Origin of the sequence: Faecalibacterium sp. BIOML-A4 (genome assembly GCF_009679665.1) — a bacterium.
GTDB lineage: Bacteria > Bacillota > Clostridia > Oscillospirales > Ruminococcaceae > Faecalibacterium > Faecalibacterium taiwanense.
This window is the reverse complement of the sequence record NZ_WKZG01000008.1, coordinates 75,649-91,677: the sequence shown is the minus strand read 5'-3', so window position 1 is coordinate 91,677 and position 16,029 is coordinate 75,649. Positions and strand designations below refer to the sequence as shown.

Here is a 16,029-nt window from a genome sequence, read left to right as displayed (position 1 = left end):
GCGGGAACAGCGTCCGGCCCGCCCCTGCGTATTCACTTTTCCGTTTTAGGGTCGGCTGCTATTATGCGGGCCACACCACGTCGGTCAGCTCAGGATACTTCTCCTTGATAGCGGTCTCGAAGTTTGCCTTTGCGGTATCTTCGTCCACGTTGCCGGTAAAGTAATCCTTGAATGCATTCTGGAAGCTCTCATTCAGGCCCTGATCGTACGGACCGGCGTTGGACATATCGATCTTGGCTGCAGCCTCTGCAAACAGAGCGATGTGGTTCTGGCCGCCCAGGAAAGCGGAGCTGTAATCGCTGTTTGCGATCTCGTTCATAGCCTTCTCGTTGTTGGTGTAGTCCTGCGTATCCATGGTGATCTGCTTCATGATGGCTTCATCGCAGGTCAGCTTCTGCATAACATCCTTAATGGTCTCGATGTTGTCGCTGCCGGCTGCGCCGCAGATCCAGGTGCCGCCCCAGTAGTAGGGCTGAGGGCCTTCGCACACAGCGTAATCGCCGTAGATACCGTTGCCAACTTCTTCCTTGCCGCCCTCAGCGACAGGAGTCTCCAGCGAGTTGCCCAGCAGGGTGAAGTTGATGCCCCAAGTGGAGTAGAAGAAGCCGAACACCTTACCGGTGGGACCCTGATCGGCTGCCCACTGGCTGTCCCACAGGCTGGACTTGTTGTTATAGCCCTTATCGGTGTACTCCTTGGTCTGATCGACCCACTTCATAATGTTCTCATCAACGGTAACGGTAGTGCCGGTGACCCACGGAGCTGCCACGTTGTTGGAGAAGGTGCGGTATGCATCATCAAAGCCGGACAGCATCTTGTAGCCCTTGGCGGCTGCCTGTGCAGCTACATCATTGAACTTATCCCAGTCGGACAGGTAGGTCTGCACTTCGGCGGGATCATCGGTGCCAAGAACATCCTTGGCAATGCTGCGGCGGTATGCAAACAGACCGGGAGTTGCCTGCCAGGTGGTGCCGCGCTGGCTGCCGTCCACACTAACGATGTCCTTGGTGTACTGGTACTGGCCAGCCAGATCGTCGTCGGTCAGGCCGATGTCTGCCTTGACATCCAGAACGTAATCGGAATCCACATACTTCAGAGCATAGTCAGCCTCAATCAGGAAGATGTCGATCTTGTCGTCATCAGCAGCGCTGTCCTGACTCAGCAGGGCTTCGTCCAGCTTGTTCTGATAGTTGTTGTTCTCGTTGGCATTGATGGTCCACTTCACAACGGTGCCATCCTTCAGGGTGGTGGTGGACTTGTCGGCTGCGATCTCGGAAACTTCCGGATAGTAGTCGTTGAAGCGGCTCTGGAACTCATCATTCCAGCACCAGATGTTCAGCACCTTGCCCTGTGCTGCGGGAGCAGCAGAGGAAGCCGGAGCAGAAGAAGCGGTGCTGGTGGAAGCGGAAGAACCGCCGCAGGCAGCCAGAGCTGCACCAATGGTCACGGCACCGGAAGCGAGCAGGAAATTACGGCGAGAGATCTTTTTCATAAGGGTAAACCTCCTTCATGGTTTTCCATTATTTGCAAAAGTTTTCTTCATAAAAGGTTCCGTAGCAAGAGCCTTTAGAGACATATTAAAGAATGCTGACCGACCCGCCGTCCAGCAATTTGCCGGAAACGCGGATCTGTTCGGGCAGGGTCACTCTTGGATGCTCGATGAGCTCAATGAGCTTGTCGGCAGCGGTGCGCCCCAGCGCGGTGGTGTTCTGCTGGTAAGTCACCAGCTGAGGCTTGACCACCCGCGAGAGGTAGATGCCGTCGTAGCCCATCACCGAAACATCCTCCGGGATCGAAAGGCCCGCTTCGCTGATGGCGTTGTAGCCGCCCAGCGCGGAGAAATCGTCCGGGAAGATGATGCAGGTAGGCGGCTGCGGAAGCTCCAGCAGCGCTTTGGTCTCGGCGGCACAGCGGTCGGCATCATGGTAGATGCCCTCCCGCACATAAGCTTCCGGGATCTTCAGGCCAAGCTCTTCGCAGGCCTGATAGAAACCTGCAACGCGGTTCTCGGTAACGGCGGTTTTTTCGCCGTGGATAAAGGCGATGCGGCGGTGGCCGCAGGCCCATGCCTGCCGCACCAGTGCCTTCAGGCCGAAAACGTTATCCGAGAGGATCGCCATGCGATTATTGAACACATGATCGATCGTGACCACCGGCACCTCGCTGTTCACCAGCTCCACCACCTGCGGCTCGTAGAAGTTCACGCAGGCGATCACCACACCGTCCACATTGCGGTAGCGGCAGTGCTCAAGGTAGCTCATGCTCTTGCCGCTGATATTGTGGTTGATAAAGGTGATGTCGTAGCCGTGTTTCTCGGCTTCCACCTTGAAGCTGTCCAGCACGGCGGAAAAGTATTCGTGGGTCAGGCCGCTCTGCCGTTCATCCACGAACAGAACGCCCAGATTGTAAGTACGGTTTGTTTTCAAGGAACGGGCGGCAGCATTGGGCAGGTAGCCCATACGGTGCGCTGCGGCCCGCACCCGTTCTCGTGTGGCAGGCGAGATATCCGGCTGGTCGTTCAGCGCCTTGCTGACCGTTGCCACCGATACGCCGCATTCCTTTGCCAGATCTTTCAGGGACGGCATCGCTCGTTTGCCTCCTTCCGAAGAACGTTTTACGGGGGATGTTCTCCGTCAAGTCCTTAATCGTTTTCGCAATTTCATGATAGCGTATTTTGTACGAAAAATCAAGCTCAAAAGAATAACTTTCATTGCTTTTGGCTCAATTTTGGCGTTTTGTTCGTTTCTGAAGAACCGAAATTGTGCATCTTGGATGGGTTTCGTTACATTTCGGTTAAAATCAAAAGATTTTCGTTGCGGTTTCGTTACGATTTTCGCCGTATATAATATTACCTATAAATTGTGTTTCAGCGTTTTCGCTTACAGGAAACACAAAAAGCGTGCTTGAAATGAATTTTCTGAAAATCATGGAAACATGCGTATTTATGAAAGATACTTTCAGAATTTTTTTAGAAAATCCTCTTGCTTTTTTGGCCTGCTTGGGCTATGCTAGAAGCAAAGAGAATGCTTTGATCGTCTGCCTTAATCGTTTTCGCAAAAGCGATGCCGCCGGGGCTGCCGGCAGCTGATAAGGAGGAAGCATTTATGAAATTCGGCCATTTTGATGACGCACGCAAAGAATATGTCATCACCACCCCGCGCACGCCTCTGCCCTGGATCAACTACCTTGGCAGCGAGGACTTCTTCAGTCTTGTCTCAAATACGGCGGGCGGCTACAGTTTTTACCGCGATGCGCGGATGCGCCGCCTGACCCGCTACCGCTATAACAGCTCCCCGCTGGATATGGACGGCCACCACATTTACATCAAGGATGGCGATACCGTCTGGAACCCCGGCTGGCAGCCCACCAAGACAGAGCTGGACAGCTACGCCTGCCGCCACGGTCTGGGCTATACCATTCTGGAGGGTGAGAAGAACGGTGTTTCCGCTGCGCAGGAGCTGTTCGTGCCCACCGGCGATGCCTGTGAGCTGGACCGCCTGACTTTGAAAAATAAGACGGATGCCGTAAAAGAGCTGGATGTGTTCAGCTATGTGGAGTTCTGCCTGTGGGATGCCATTGACGACAGCTCCAACTTCCAGCGCAACTTCTCCACCGGCGAGGTGGAGGTGGAGCCGGCCATCATCTACCATAAGACGGAATACCGTGAGCGCCGCAATCACTATGCGGTATTCTGGAGCAATACGCCCGTTACCAGCTTTGATACCACCCGCGATGCCTTCTGCGGTGTGTATGGCGGCCCTGCAGACCCGCAGGCCGTCCGCGCCGGGCACTGCTCCGGCAGCATCGCCCACGGCTGGGCACCGGTGGGCGCGCTGCACATCCATGTCACCCTTGCACCGGGTGAGGAAAAGAAGATCCTCTTCGGTCTGGGCTACATCGAGAACCCACAGGAAGAAAAGTTCACGGCTCCCGGTGTCATCAACAAGGAGCGTGCCCATGCCATGATTGCACGCTATGCCACCGATGCACAGGTGGACGCGGCCCGCAAGGCGCTGGCCGACCACTGGGAAGCTCTGCTCTCCACCTACCATCTGGAATCCGGCGAGGAAAAGCTGGACCGTATGGTGAACATCTGGCACCAGTATCAGTGTATGGTCACCTTCAATATGAGCCGCTCGGCCAGCTACTTTGAAAGCGGGACCGGCCGCGGCATGGGCTTCCGCGACAGCTGTCAGGATCTGCTGGGCTTTGTACACATCATTCCGTCCCGCGCACGGGAGCGCATTCTGGATATCGCCGCCACCCAGTTTGAGGATGGCAGCGCCTACCACCAGTACCAGCCCCTGACCAAGAAAGGCAACCGCGATATCGGCACCGGCTTCAACGATGACCCGCTGTGGCTCATTGCCGGCACTGCCGCCTATCTGCGCGAGACCGGCGACTGGTCTATTCTGGACGAGCAGGTGCCCTTTGATAATGATGCCAGCAAGGCACAGAGCCTGATGGAGCATCTGCGCCGCAGCTTCAACTTTACCGTCACCCACCTTGGCCCCCACGGCCTGCCGCTCATTGGCCGCGCCGACTGGAACGACTGCCTGAACCTGAACTGTTTCTCGGAGCACCCGGGCGAGAGCTTCCAGATCACCGGTCCCAGCGAAGGCCCTGTGGCCGAAAGCGTGTTCATTGCGGGCATGTTCGTCAAGTACGGCCACGAGTACGCCGAACTGTGCGACCACCTGAACCTTGCCGATGAAGCCGCTGCGGCCCGCAAGGCCGTGGACGGCGTGGAACAGGCGGCCCTGACCTCTGGCTGGGACGGCGCATGGTTCCGCCGCGCCTACGATGCTTTTGGAAAGCCTGTTGGCAGCAAGGAGTGCACCGAGGGCCAGATCTTCATTGAGCCGCAGGGCATGTGCGTCATGGCTGGCATTGGCAAGGAGACCGGTCAGGCCGCGCAGGCATTGAAGAGCGTAGAGGAACGGCTGGATACCAAGTACGGTGTGGTTCTGCACCAACCTGCATACACCAGTTATCAGCTCAATCTGGGCGAAATTTCCAGCTATCCTCCGGGATACAAGGAGAACGCCGGTATCTTCTGCCACAACAATCCGTGGATCAGCTGTGCCGAAGCCGTTCTGGGGCATGGCGACCGGGCTTTTGAGGTGTACCGCAAGACATGCCCGGCCTACATCGAGGGTATTTCCGAGATCCACCGCACCGAACCCTATGTCTACAGCCAGATGGTGGCCGGTAAGGATGCCCCCACCTTTGGCGAAGCAAAGAACAGCTGGCTGACCGGCACTGCCGCATGGACCTTCTTCAATGTGAGCCAGTATATCCTTGGCATCCAGCCCACGCTGGACGGCCTGAAGGTAGACCCCTGTATCCCACACACGCTGGGCGGCTTCACCGTTACCCGCCGCTACCGGGGCGCAACCTATCACATTGCAGTGGATAATACCGCTGCAGTCCAGTACGGTGTGAAGAGCGTCGCTGTGGATGGCAAGCCCATTGAGGGCAGCCTGCTGCCGCTGGCACCAGAAGGCGCTGTGGTAGAGGTGCAGGTGACCATGGGATAACCTTTACTGCATTTTCATAATTTCTCCTTTGTGCTGTTCTGAAAGAACAGCGGCCTCCGCATTACGATCCTGCTTGGCATCATAATGCGGGGGCTTTTTGTTTGGCAGTTTATTTTTGCCGGGAATACTGTTTCTGTTGTATCTGTTTTTTCACAACCTCAGCTTACAACAAAAAATGAGATAGGTAACCCCTTTCGGGGAAGTCTATCTCATTTTTTGTTGGAGCTATTTTGCAACAGCCCCCTACTGCCGCCAGAACACCCCATGCTTATTTCAAAAGCAATTGTTTTTCTGATACTCCAGCATCAGCCCGAGAACGATTTTCAATCCTGTGGGCAAGCTGGCAATGTCCACCCACTCCTGCCGGGTATGCGCCGATCCGCCATCTATCGTACCAATGGTATTGGCCGGGATACCCAGCGACAGCGGGATGTTGCTGTCCGTGGAGTTGGGCGTTTCGTCCGGTTCACGGCCTGTGAAGGTGCGAACAATCTCTTTACTTTTTTCCGTGAATTGACCGAGTTTTTTCTGGTCAACAGGGCCGTTGCCGGGACGGATGCCCAGCAGCTCCACCTCAAAATCGCCACCTCTGCCATTCCAGTGCGCCACAGCACGACGGAATTTTTCTTCCATCTCTTCCAGACAATCCTGTGCAGTGGAACGGAACTCGTACAGCATGGATGCCTGCTGTGCAATGGAGTTGACCGTTGTGCCACCCTCGATACGCCCTACATTATAGGTGGTGCGGGAGCGTACCGGCGGTTGGATCTGGTACAGTTCATTCACGAGTCCACACAGCAGTTGAATGGCACTGGGGTCGCCAAAATTTGCATAGGAGTGACCACCGGGCGTTTTACAGGTGATCTTATACCGATAAGAACCCACGGCACTGCTGCAGCAAAGCGGCATATAGATATCAAAAGAATAGAACCCCTGAATACGGGTGCCGTACTTGGCAAACAACGCCTTCGTACCGTCCAGATTGCCCAGACCTTCTTCGCAGGCATTCGCCACCACCAGCACACCATATTCCAGCGCGGTTTGTTTCTGGATCAGATATTTTGCAGCCATCAGCAAGTTGACGAGGTTGGCAGTATCATCGCCGATGCCCGGCGCAAATAGCTTACCGCCCTCTTCCCGCAGGGGAAGATTTTCTACATCTGGGAACACAATATCCGTGTGGGCGGCAAAAACGACCAGTTCCTCAGTGTCCGGCCCCAGTTTGCAGATCACATTTTTAGCGCTGTCGATGCGGACATTTTCTGCCCCTTGTGCCCGGAGCCAATCCCGGCAGAATGCTGCCCGAAAATCCTCCTTTCGGGTCGGCGCAGGCATCTTTCCCAGTGTGCGCAGCAGTTCCAGCTGTTCGGTGCGGCATTCTTCTGCATAAGCTTCCACCTGCGCTTTTGTCTGTTCGTTCATAAAAACTTTCCCTCCCTGAACACGCCGAAAACCGCAGACAGTTTCCTGCCCGCGGTTCCGGCCTTCATTTAGCCTTCTAAGTCTTCACCATTGGTGGCGATACACTTCTGATACCAGTAAAAACTGTCTTTTCTACTGCGAGCCAGTGTGCCGTGACCGGCATCATCCTGATCCACATAGATCACGCCATACCGCTTGGACATTTCCATGCTGCCGCAGGAGACCAGATTGATAAAGCCCCACATGGTATAGCCAATCAACTCCACGCCGTCCTTGACAGCCTCCTTCATCGCCAGCTTTTCGTGATTTTTAATCTTCTAACCCATGGCTCCCGGTTACGGTTTTCAAATATTCCTCTGGGTCGCCGTTCAGAATCAAATCGGCATAGCCCAGCGGGTCATTATAGATGAGATAATTCAACTCTGACCTCTGCGCCATGGTCACGTCCAGTGCATCCTCGACCCCGGTATAGTCAATGGAAATTTTTCTCCCATTCCGGAGCAGAAGCTCCACGCAGCCGGTGTCCATGTTACCCGCTGTTACTACGAAAGGGGAATTATTGGGTGAAGCAAAATAAGCGGTAGCCTCCCATTCCTACGGGTTGGGAACCGCGGCGGAATCTGGCGGTCAGGGCCTTACGGGTTGCGTTTGCTGATTTTTCTGCAGCCCCTTGGCAGGGCTTTGAAAAATCAGAACGCGGCCCCAACAACTCCTCCCTGTTTCAGCCGCTGGCTGCGGTCGTCGTCGTTGCTGTTCAAGTCCTCTTATCCGCAGTTACTGCTAAAGGGAAACTGCCATGTAAAACAAAAAAGACAGTGGACAGTCTGCCTCCCGGTAGACATTCCTACGGGTTGGGAACCGCGGGCTAAGCAACAGCCCACCGGGCTGATTGCTTACGGCGCTGCGCGCCGCCGCCCTGTTCAAGTCCTTTTCCGCACCGAAAAAGAAAAACCAGTACACATTGTGTACTGGTTTTTCTTGGTGCAGTAAAGCAATCCAAATCCGAACCATTTCCCTCGGATGCAACTTCTGTCGCTTCTCCAAAGGTGACGGTCTGTGTTCCTTCTTTATAATTAAAAGTTATCAAAACCTTATCATCATACAGATAAATCGCATTGATAAACGTATCCACCAGCGCCTGCCGCTGGTCTTTCAGGCTCATGTCCAGCTTGCGAAACCGCAGCAGCCAGAACCGAATGAATTCTTCGGTCACTTTCGGCTTCGCCAGCTCTTCTTCCGCAATGCGGGCTTCAAGCTCACGCTTGGTTTCTTCCAGCTGCTCCAGCCGCTCCTTGGTGGAACTGGTCAGAATTCCAGCCTGTATCGCGTTCAGCATATTCTGGATACCAGATTCCGCATCCCGAAGCTGCTTCTCATAGAGTGGAATGTTGGTGTTCTCCTTATTTTGCAGTTCCATCACCTTGGCGATGATGGATTCCATAGCGGCATCGTCTTTCACAAGCTGCATGGTCTGGTTGACTACCAAATCTTCCAGCCACTGTTTGCGGACGGTCTTTTTCTTGCAGCCCTTGTGCTTTTTGGCAGTAGCACATTTATAGTAGCGGTGAACTTCACCCGTCCGGCTTGTGCCGCTCTCGCCAAACATCAACGCCCCACAGTAGCCGCAGAACAGCTTGGTGGTGAGCAGATAATCGTCCTCTGCCTTTCTACGGGCAGGGGCTTTCTTGTTTTTTGCGATCTTCTCCTGCACATCGTTGAAAAGCTCTGCGGACACAATGGAGGGAATCGCATCGGGAATCAAAACATCACGATATTTCAGCTCCCCGATGTAGCGGCGATTGTTCAGCATATGCTGAATGGTGTTGAAGGTCATCAGCCCGCCACGCTGGTTCTTGACGCCCTTTTCGTTCAGCCAATCCCGAATTTCCCGCATGGTCTGGCCATCGTTGTACCGCTGGAAGGTTTCTGCCACAAAGGGAGCAGTCAACGGGTCGATTTCAAAGCGGTGGTCTGCGTTGATGATGTAGCCAAAGGGAATGGCACCGCCAGTGAACTTTCCCTTCAGTGCGTTTTCGGTCATGCCACGAATGACCTTTTCAGACAGGTCAGCGGAATAATACTCGGCATAACCTTCCAGCACCGATTCCAGAATGATGCCCTCCGGTCCCTCGGAGATGATCTCGGTGGCAGACATGAGCTTGACACCGTTCTTCTTCAGCTGGGTCTTGTACCGGGCACTGTCGTAGCGGTTCCGGGCAAAACGATCCAACTTCCAGACCAGCACGATGTCAAACAGCTTCTTGTCACTGTCCTTAATCATCTGCTGAAACTCCGGGCGGTTGTCCGTCTTGGCAGAGATAGCACGGTCAATGTAGTGCTTGACGATGGTGATGCCGTTCTTTTCCGCATAGGCAGTGCATTCACGAATCTGGCCTTCAATGGATTCTTCGCGCTGGTTATCCGATGAATAGCGGGCATAGATCACGGCGGTCATGGCAGGCACCTCACTTTACACATCATTGAACGGTGGAGTGTTCTTTTAAAGCAATGTTTCGTATAATGGATATACCACATTTTACAGATGATTGCAAGCTTTTTATACGCTTTTCACGAGATTCAGTAAAAAACATGAACTCCTATGAAAGCAAAATATTCACATTCCATGGTTCTATGAAGGTGCCCGGAGCAATTGTGTCATTTTGACACAATTCCTTATTTCTCCATAAACCATAAAAATTCAACTTTTTAATGCAGCAGCTACAACGTTGGATTGCATATCGCAAATATACTATTTGAATATTGCGCTGATTTTTGTCTTGTTACGGTTTCGCAATAGTCAAAACCACCGGCTAAGCCGGTGGCTTGAGTAAGCCCTAGAAGGGCATCCTACTGGCAAAGCCCCTCAAGGGGCCTCGAGCAAGCGTCTTTCATCTGCATTACCTGCCCTACCGCTCTAACGAGCTATGTTGCAAAGTGCATCTTCTAAGATAACAATTTCTTTGTCATCTCGCTTTGCTCGAATCTTATAGCTAAAGCATTTTCTACTCCACCAGCGGAGCTGGTGGTTGTCGCTCGCTTAAGCTACTCAAGACCAAAGTGGTGGGTATCACGATGATACCCACCACTTTAGCCAAGTAAATTTTTATTTTTGAATCGTAAAACGGAACGAGGTTCCCTTCTCCACCGCAAAGCAGGCGTCTGCATGGGGCTTTGCGCCCCAGCTGTTGTCGCCGCCCACGCCGCGCTGGAAAGCAGCGCAGCGGACGACCGTCTTATTGTCGTCCCGGGGCAGCTCGTAAAGGTGGCGGGCGTTTTCCAGTTCATGGGGCGTGTAGGGCAGCGCCGAGAAGGTCATGCCGTCCCCTGCAAAGCCGATGCCTATATTCAATCCGCTGCCGGTGACAGTTGCACTGTACACGCCGGTGCGGCTGCCGCACTCCTGCGGGTAGACCGGGGTGTTCTGGGCAAAATCCTGCCGGACGTTGTAGTTCCACGCACCCATCTTGCCGCCTGCAGTGCGGTCGGCGGTGGTCTCCCGGGGGCCAAGACCCAGATAGGAGACTTCCGTCAGCTCCCGACGCAGCGGGAAGAGCAGACCGAACTCCGGCAGCTCAGTGCGCGTGCCCTGCCATGTCATGGTGATATCACAGCGGCCTGCGCCGTCAATGGCAAAATCAATGGGCAGCGTCTGCCCATCTGGCAGGGTGTAGTTTGCGCGGGCGATGACGAAATCGCCCTTTGTTTCAGCGGTCAGGTTATCGCAGCGGGCGTAGAGACCGGCGGTTTTCCAGAAGGCAAATGTAAACGGCTCTGCACAGCCCTCGTCGTTGTTGGTGGGCGCACGCCAGAAATTGGGGCGCACGGTATCGTCCAGCAGCTGCACGCCGTTATAGCGGATGGACACCAGCCCCTTGCCTCGGCCAAAGATGTACTCGAAGCCCTCGCCCTTTACGCCGACGTTGCAGTCCATCTCCACCAGCTGCGGGGCGGGCAGGGTCAGCCGGGCGACGGCGTAGTTGTGCCATACCTGCCCCAAAGCGGCTTCATAGCCCGCCGGGATGCCGGGCAGTGCAGCCCGCTGGATGGCGGTAACGGTCATGCAGGCAAGCCCAGCCTCCGGTAAGGCAAAGGGAAACGGGATGTGCTCCGTCCCGCCCGGCTTGCAGTCTGCCCGCAGCACCGCCCGGCGCTCCGGCTTGCCGTTGACCGAGGACGCAAACACAAGGTCGTAGGCGTTCAGGTCGGTAAAGAGATTCCGGTTTTCAATCACGGCTTCCGTGTCGGTCAGGGTGATCTTCAGCGGTGCGTAGGCCGCCTTGACGGCGTCCATTTTGGGGGTGTTACGGCGGTCGGGCAGCACAAGGCCGTCCACGCAGAATTCCCGGTCGGTGGGGCGGTCGCCGAAGTCGCCGCCATAGGCAAAGCCGGGCTTGCCGTCCGGGCTTGTCACTGCAATGCCGTGGTCCATGTACTCCCAGATAAACCCGCCCTGATACAGGGGCTCTTCGTAGGCATACTCGGTGTAGTCGGTGATGCCGCCGCAGCTGTTACCCATGGCGTGGCTGTACTCGCACATGATAAAGGGCTTTTCCGGGTGCTCTGCCAGAAACTTTTTGATGTCTGCCACCGGGGTGTACATCTGGCTTTCCATATCGGAGGTGGCGGGGTACTCCCGGTTCCAGAAAATGCCCTCGTAGTGCACAAGGCGGCTGGGGTCGGTGTTGCGGAAATACTCGCTCATCTCCCACAGGGTCTTGCCGCCGTGGCTCTCGTTGCCGCAAGACCAAATGAGGATGGCCGGGTGGTTTTTGTCCCGTTCCAGCATGGCTTCGGCGCGGGCAAGCACATTTTCCCGCCACTCCGGGCGGGCACCGGGCAGCGTCCACTCGTCCGAGCCGTCCGCACCCAGCTTCTGCCATGTGCCGTGGGTCTCCAGATTGGTCTCCCCGATGACATACAGGCCGTATTCATCGCAGAGGGACAGGAAATAGGGGTCGTTGGGGTAGTGGCTGGTGCGCACGGCGTTGACGTTGTGGGCCTTCAGGTTCTTTACATCCCACAGCATCTCTTCCCGGCTGACGGTGCGGCCGGTGCGGCAGCTCCACTCGTGGCGGTTGACACCCTTGAACACGATACGCTTGCCGTTCAAAAGCATCTGGCGTTCTTTCAGCTCAAACTTACGCAAGCCGACTTTCAATCCGGTGCGCTCCACGAGAGCACCCTCGTTCAGCAGGGCAATTTCTGCTTCGTACAGGTTCGGCTGCTCGGCGCTCCACAGGGTGGGATGCTCCACCGTAAAGGTGAAGGAGACATCCTGCACGTCCTCTTCCACGTCCGGGTCGGCCTCGCCCTTGCCGAACACCACACCGCTGTCGTATTCGGCAGGTTCGCCCACCTCAGCAGACTGCTCCTCGCCATCAAACACCACCGAGATGGTGCCCGCGCCGCTGACCTTGCAATCAAAGGTGACAGTGGCACTGGAAAAGTCCGGGGCAAAATCCTGCTTCACAAAGACATCCTCGAGGTGAATTTCCGGCTTTGTGAACAGCTCCACAGAGCGGAACAAGCCGCTCATGCGCCAGAAATCCTGATCCTCCAGCCAGCTGCCGGAGGAGAAACGGTACACCTGTACCGTCAGGGTATTTTCGCCGGGGTGGACGGCGGCGGTCATGTCAAATTCAGCGGGAGTGAAGGTATCCTCGGTGTAGCCGATGTAAACGTCATTGCACCAGACGGCGGCAGCGCTGTCCGCGCCGTTCAGGCGCAGATAGCAGCTTGCCCAGCTTTCCGGCAGGGTGAAACTGCGCTGGTATTCCCCGATGGGGTTATAATCCTGCGGAATCTGACCGGGGTGCAGCTTTTCATGGCCGTCCCACGGGTACTGGGTGTTGACGTAATGGGGCGTGCCGTAGGGCTGGCCGGGCTTTTGCAGGCTCTGCATTTGGATGAAGCCGGGCACGGTCAGGGTGTCCCAGTCTGAGAAAGGCGCAGTCAGGTTTTCCGCATAGTGGAAAGCCCATTCGCCATCCAAGCTGACGGCCAGCGGCATTTCCGGGCTTGTCTGGTCTGCAAAATGAGCGTGGAAGGGCAAACGGTTCTGCTGGAAAATTTCCGGGTCGGCCAGAAGCGCCGATGTGATAGGATTATTTAAAGGCATAAATGTCACCTCGCAGCATTTTCTGCTCTCATTATAGCACAGAATATAAGAAAAACAGCCGCACAAAACGACTGTTTTTCTGGAAAGAAGCGGCATCAGTCTGCTTCGTCAAAGACCTCGGTGTCCAGTTCTGTGTGCCCCTTGGGGATGTGGTACTTCACAGCGGGCAGATGGACGTTGGGGAAATACAGGCTGGTGTTGGGGTCGCAGCCGATGACCACTGCCTCTCCCCTGCCGCGCACGGTGCAGCGCAGAGTGTCGCAATGGGCTTCGGCGGTATCATTTTCCACACTTTCGGCATAGCCCGGTGCAAAATTGGGCACGGCAAAACCGCAGTCGTAGGCTTCGCAGTCGAAACTGCTGTCAATCTCGTGATGGCGGCGGTGGCCGGTGGCAGTGGGGGTGATGGTGGTGGTGACCTCAATGCCGGGGAAGGGCGACCACTGCGCGGTCACAGCCCCGGCTTCAATTTTCCACGTTTTGCTCACCTTGCGCACAAACACGTTATCGTCCATGACAAAGGCCAGCATACTGTCCGGCGCGGCCTGATTGAGCACCTCCCGGCTGCGGGAGGCGCAGAAGCCAAAGCGGGTATCGTAGGCAAATTTTGCGTACTTTTCCGGGAACTGTCCGTGGCCGTGGCCCTCGTTGACACCGGCGGCGTATGCCGTTACCCGCCCCGCCCGGCGCTGCACCAGCATATTGGCGTAGGGCATGGGCTTGAGCCGCTCCAATGCGGGCATGGGCGCGGCTTCGGCTGACCAGAAGGGGTGGTCGTCCGGCAAAGCAAGCAGCAAAAAGCTCTTCATGCCCCAGTAGGGGCTGCCGGGGGCGTTGTACCGCTCGGCCATGTACATCTGCGGGTAGCAGTAGCCGATGGTCAGGATGCCATCCCGGTCGAACATTTTCTGCCCCAGCCACCAGTTGAAGTTGCGGACGATGAGCCCTTTCATCACCGGCAGGGGCAGCGGTTCCAGCCCTGCCCAGATGCAGGCCGCCCAGAAGCTGTTCTGGGCAAAGCGGTAGGTCAGGCTGCGGCCAAAGGGCAGGGCTGCGCCGTTGGCATCGAACCAATAGACGAACTGCTGCGCGAACAGCTGGGCGCGCTGGCGGTAGAGTGCAGCACGCCGGGGGTCGATGTCTGCGGCAAATTTAGAGTAGAGCAGCCCGTAATACTGGATGGCCCACGGGATGTAGTAATCCTTTTGCACGGAGGCGCCATCGGTGGACCAGCCGTCGCCGCTGTAATAGCTGTCGATCTTGCAAAGGCCGTCCTCCAGCAGTTCCGGGCTGTAAGGCATCCCCACGCTTCTCAGGGCAAGATTTACAAGGATGCGGAAAAACTGCCAGTTGCAATCCGGGATGGTGTGGGCATTGATCTGCCCCAGCCATGCAGCAAGGTTCTGTTTTTCGGTGCCAGAAAGCGGGGTCCACAGCTTTTCCGGTGCAGTCAGGATGCCGCAGGCAATGGCCGCCATCTCCACATAACACTGGTCATACTCCCCGGTGGTGCCCCAGTATTCGGGGTTTTCCGGGTCGGTGCCGGCGGCAAGTCCCTTGCGGTAGATTTTTTCAAATTCCGGGTCGGAACCGCCGCCCACCCAGAAGGGCACCAGCGCCCACAGCGGGCGGCTGAAGGCTTCCAGCTCAATGGCATTCTGGTTGTAGGTCACGCCCGTCTCGCCCAGATGCAGCCGGGCGCAGCCTGCGGAATAACAGGGCTTGAGCGGGTCGAGAAATTTGTGCATCAGTGCGGTAAAATCCGCTTTGGTCTGCAAGTTCATCACCAATACATCTCCCAGTCTTTGGTCAGGCGGGTCAGCGCCTCCATGTAGAAATAATCGCCCCAGCTCGTGCATTCATCCACGCCCTCCGGGGTGCAGGTGTTGTAGGGGCTCTTTTTGCTGTAAGTGCCGTGCAGCAGCTGGCCGGAGCCGAGGGTGCCGGGCTTTACCGCGTAGTTTGCGGCAAGGCTGGCCAGCATCTGCCGTGCCAGCGTGCGCCACTGGGCGGCTTCTGCTTCGTCCACATATTTTGCCGCTTCCAGCAGGCCGCAGGCCACGATGGCAGCGGAGGAGGAATCCCGGGGTTCGCCGCTTTCCGGGGCAAAAAGCATATCCCAGCAGGGGATCATATCCTCCGGCAGGCGGGAGAGGTAGAACGCCAGCGCCTTGCGGAACACATCCAAAAACTTTTCATCGTGGGTGTAGGTGTAGCCAATGGCGCTGCCGTACACGCCCCACGCCTGTCCCCGCGCCCAGAAGCTGTCGTCCTTATAGCCCTGACAGGTGCGGCCGCCCTTGGGGGTGCCGTCCGGGTTCATAAAGAAGGTGTGGTAGGTGCTGCCGTCCGGCCGGAAGGAGTTTGCCAGCGTGGTGGCGGTGTGGGCAGCGGCGATCTCGCGGTAGTGGTCCTTGCCGGTCACCTGCGCCGCCCAGTACAGCAGCGGCACGTTGAGCATACAGTCGATGATATAGCGGTAGTTGCCGGGGTCGTCCATAGTGCCCCATGCCTGCAAGAAGCGGCCGCTGGGCTGGTAGCGGGTCAGCAGCTGGTCGGCGGCGGCAATGGCGGCGTTTTTGCCCTTTTCGCTGCCCACCAGCTTCCATGCTGCCACGCAGGTGGGGCTGTACAAAAAACCCATATCGTGGTGATCCACTTCCACCTTGCGGGCAATGCGGTCCGCAAAGCTGTCCACCTGAATGAGGGCGGCGGTCTTGAATTTTTCCTCCCCGGTGGCTTCGTAGGCCAGCCAGATCTCCCCCGGCCAGAAGCCGCAGGTCCACTGGTTATTGGCGCAGCCGGGGTAGATATTGCCAACGCTGGAATGGTTCTGGCACTGGTAGGTGTAAAGGGGCAGATTGGTCTCCACCTGTTTGCAGGCATCGGCCAGTGCCTGCCGTGCCTCGGCGTCGGTCATGGCATGATTCTGGTAGGTTTTCATCTTGA

At 56.3% G+C, this 16,029-nt stretch carries 11 protein-coding genes; 2 read left to right on the top strand and 9 right to left on the bottom strand.

What is annotated here, in order from left to right:
* Positions 1–61: 61 nt before the first annotated feature.
* Positions 62–1,492, bottom strand: coding sequence for a twin-arginine translocation signal domain-containing protein (locus GKG34_RS07205; RefSeq protein WP_154255883.1), 1,431 nt, complete (start codon positions 1,490–1,492; stop codon positions 62–64).
* An 85-nt stretch (positions 1,493–1,577) separates the two neighbouring features.
* The gene (locus tag GKG34_RS07200; protein ID WP_154255882.1) at positions 1,578–2,585 is read right to left on the bottom strand and encodes a LacI family DNA-binding transcriptional regulator; all 1,008 of its coding nucleotides are present in this window, start codon (positions 2,583–2,585) and stop codon (positions 1,578–1,580) included.
* Positions 2,586–2,899: 314 nt separating this feature from the next.
* On the opposite strand from GKG34_RS07200, the gene GKG34_RS07195 reads away from it, so the two are divergent.
* Positions 2,900–3,088 (top strand): hypothetical protein, encoded by a 189-nt coding sequence (locus GKG34_RS07195; RefSeq protein ID WP_154255881.1) that lies wholly within the window; start codon positions 2,900–2,902, stop codon positions 3,086–3,088.
* 16 nt (positions 3,089–3,104) lie between these two features.
* Positions 3,105–5,540 (top strand): glycosyl transferase, encoded by a 2,436-nt coding sequence (locus GKG34_RS07190; RefSeq protein WP_154255880.1) that lies wholly within the window; start codon positions 3,105–3,107, stop codon positions 5,538–5,540.
* A gap of 273 nt (positions 5,541–5,813) precedes the next feature.
* On the opposite strand, the gene GKG34_RS07185 is transcribed toward GKG34_RS07190, so the two are convergent.
* The 7 genes from GKG34_RS07185 to GKG34_RS07155 all read right to left on the bottom strand — a co-directional run bounded on the left by GKG34_RS07185 (position 5,814) and on the right by GKG34_RS07155 (position 16,024).
* Positions 5,814–6,962, bottom strand: coding sequence for a M20/M25/M40 family metallo-hydrolase (locus GKG34_RS07185; RefSeq protein ID WP_005942306.1), 1,149 nt, complete (start codon positions 6,960–6,962; stop codon positions 5,814–5,816).
* A gap of 68 nt (positions 6,963–7,030) precedes the next feature.
* Positions 7,031–7,252: a family 1 glycosylhydrolase gene (locus GKG34_RS07180; RefSeq protein WP_005942308.1), complete on the bottom strand. Its 222-nt coding sequence runs from the start codon at positions 7,250–7,252 to the stop codon at positions 7,031–7,033.
* 19 nt (positions 7,253–7,271) lie between these two features.
* Positions 7,272–7,490: a DUF6061 family protein gene (locus GKG34_RS07175; protein ID WP_005942311.1), complete on the bottom strand. Its 219-nt coding sequence runs from the start codon at positions 7,488–7,490 to the stop codon at positions 7,272–7,274.
* Between the two features lie 337 nt (positions 7,491–7,827).
* The gene (locus tag GKG34_RS07170) at positions 7,828–9,417 is read right to left on the bottom strand and encodes a recombinase family protein (RefSeq protein ID WP_154255879.1); all 1,590 of its coding nucleotides are present in this window, start codon (positions 9,415–9,417) and stop codon (positions 7,828–7,830) included.
* 648 nt (positions 9,418–10,065) lie between these two features.
* Positions 10,066–13,080, bottom strand: coding sequence for a glycoside hydrolase family 2 TIM barrel-domain containing protein (locus GKG34_RS07165; protein ID WP_005943346.1), 3,015 nt, complete (start codon positions 13,078–13,080; stop codon positions 10,066–10,068).
* 95 nt (positions 13,081–13,175) lie between these two features.
* A complete protein-coding gene (locus GKG34_RS07160; protein ID WP_097774995.1) occupies positions 13,176–14,864 on the bottom strand; it encodes a DUF2264 domain-containing protein in 1,689 nt (562 codons plus the stop codon).
* Entirely contained in the window at positions 14,864–16,024 is a 1,161-nt protein-coding gene (locus tag GKG34_RS07155) for a glycoside hydrolase family 88 protein (RefSeq protein WP_154255878.1), read from the bottom strand. The genes GKG34_RS07160 and GKG34_RS07155 overlap by 1 nt, the downstream gene beginning before the upstream one ends.
* Positions 16,025–16,029 lie beyond the last annotated feature (5 nt).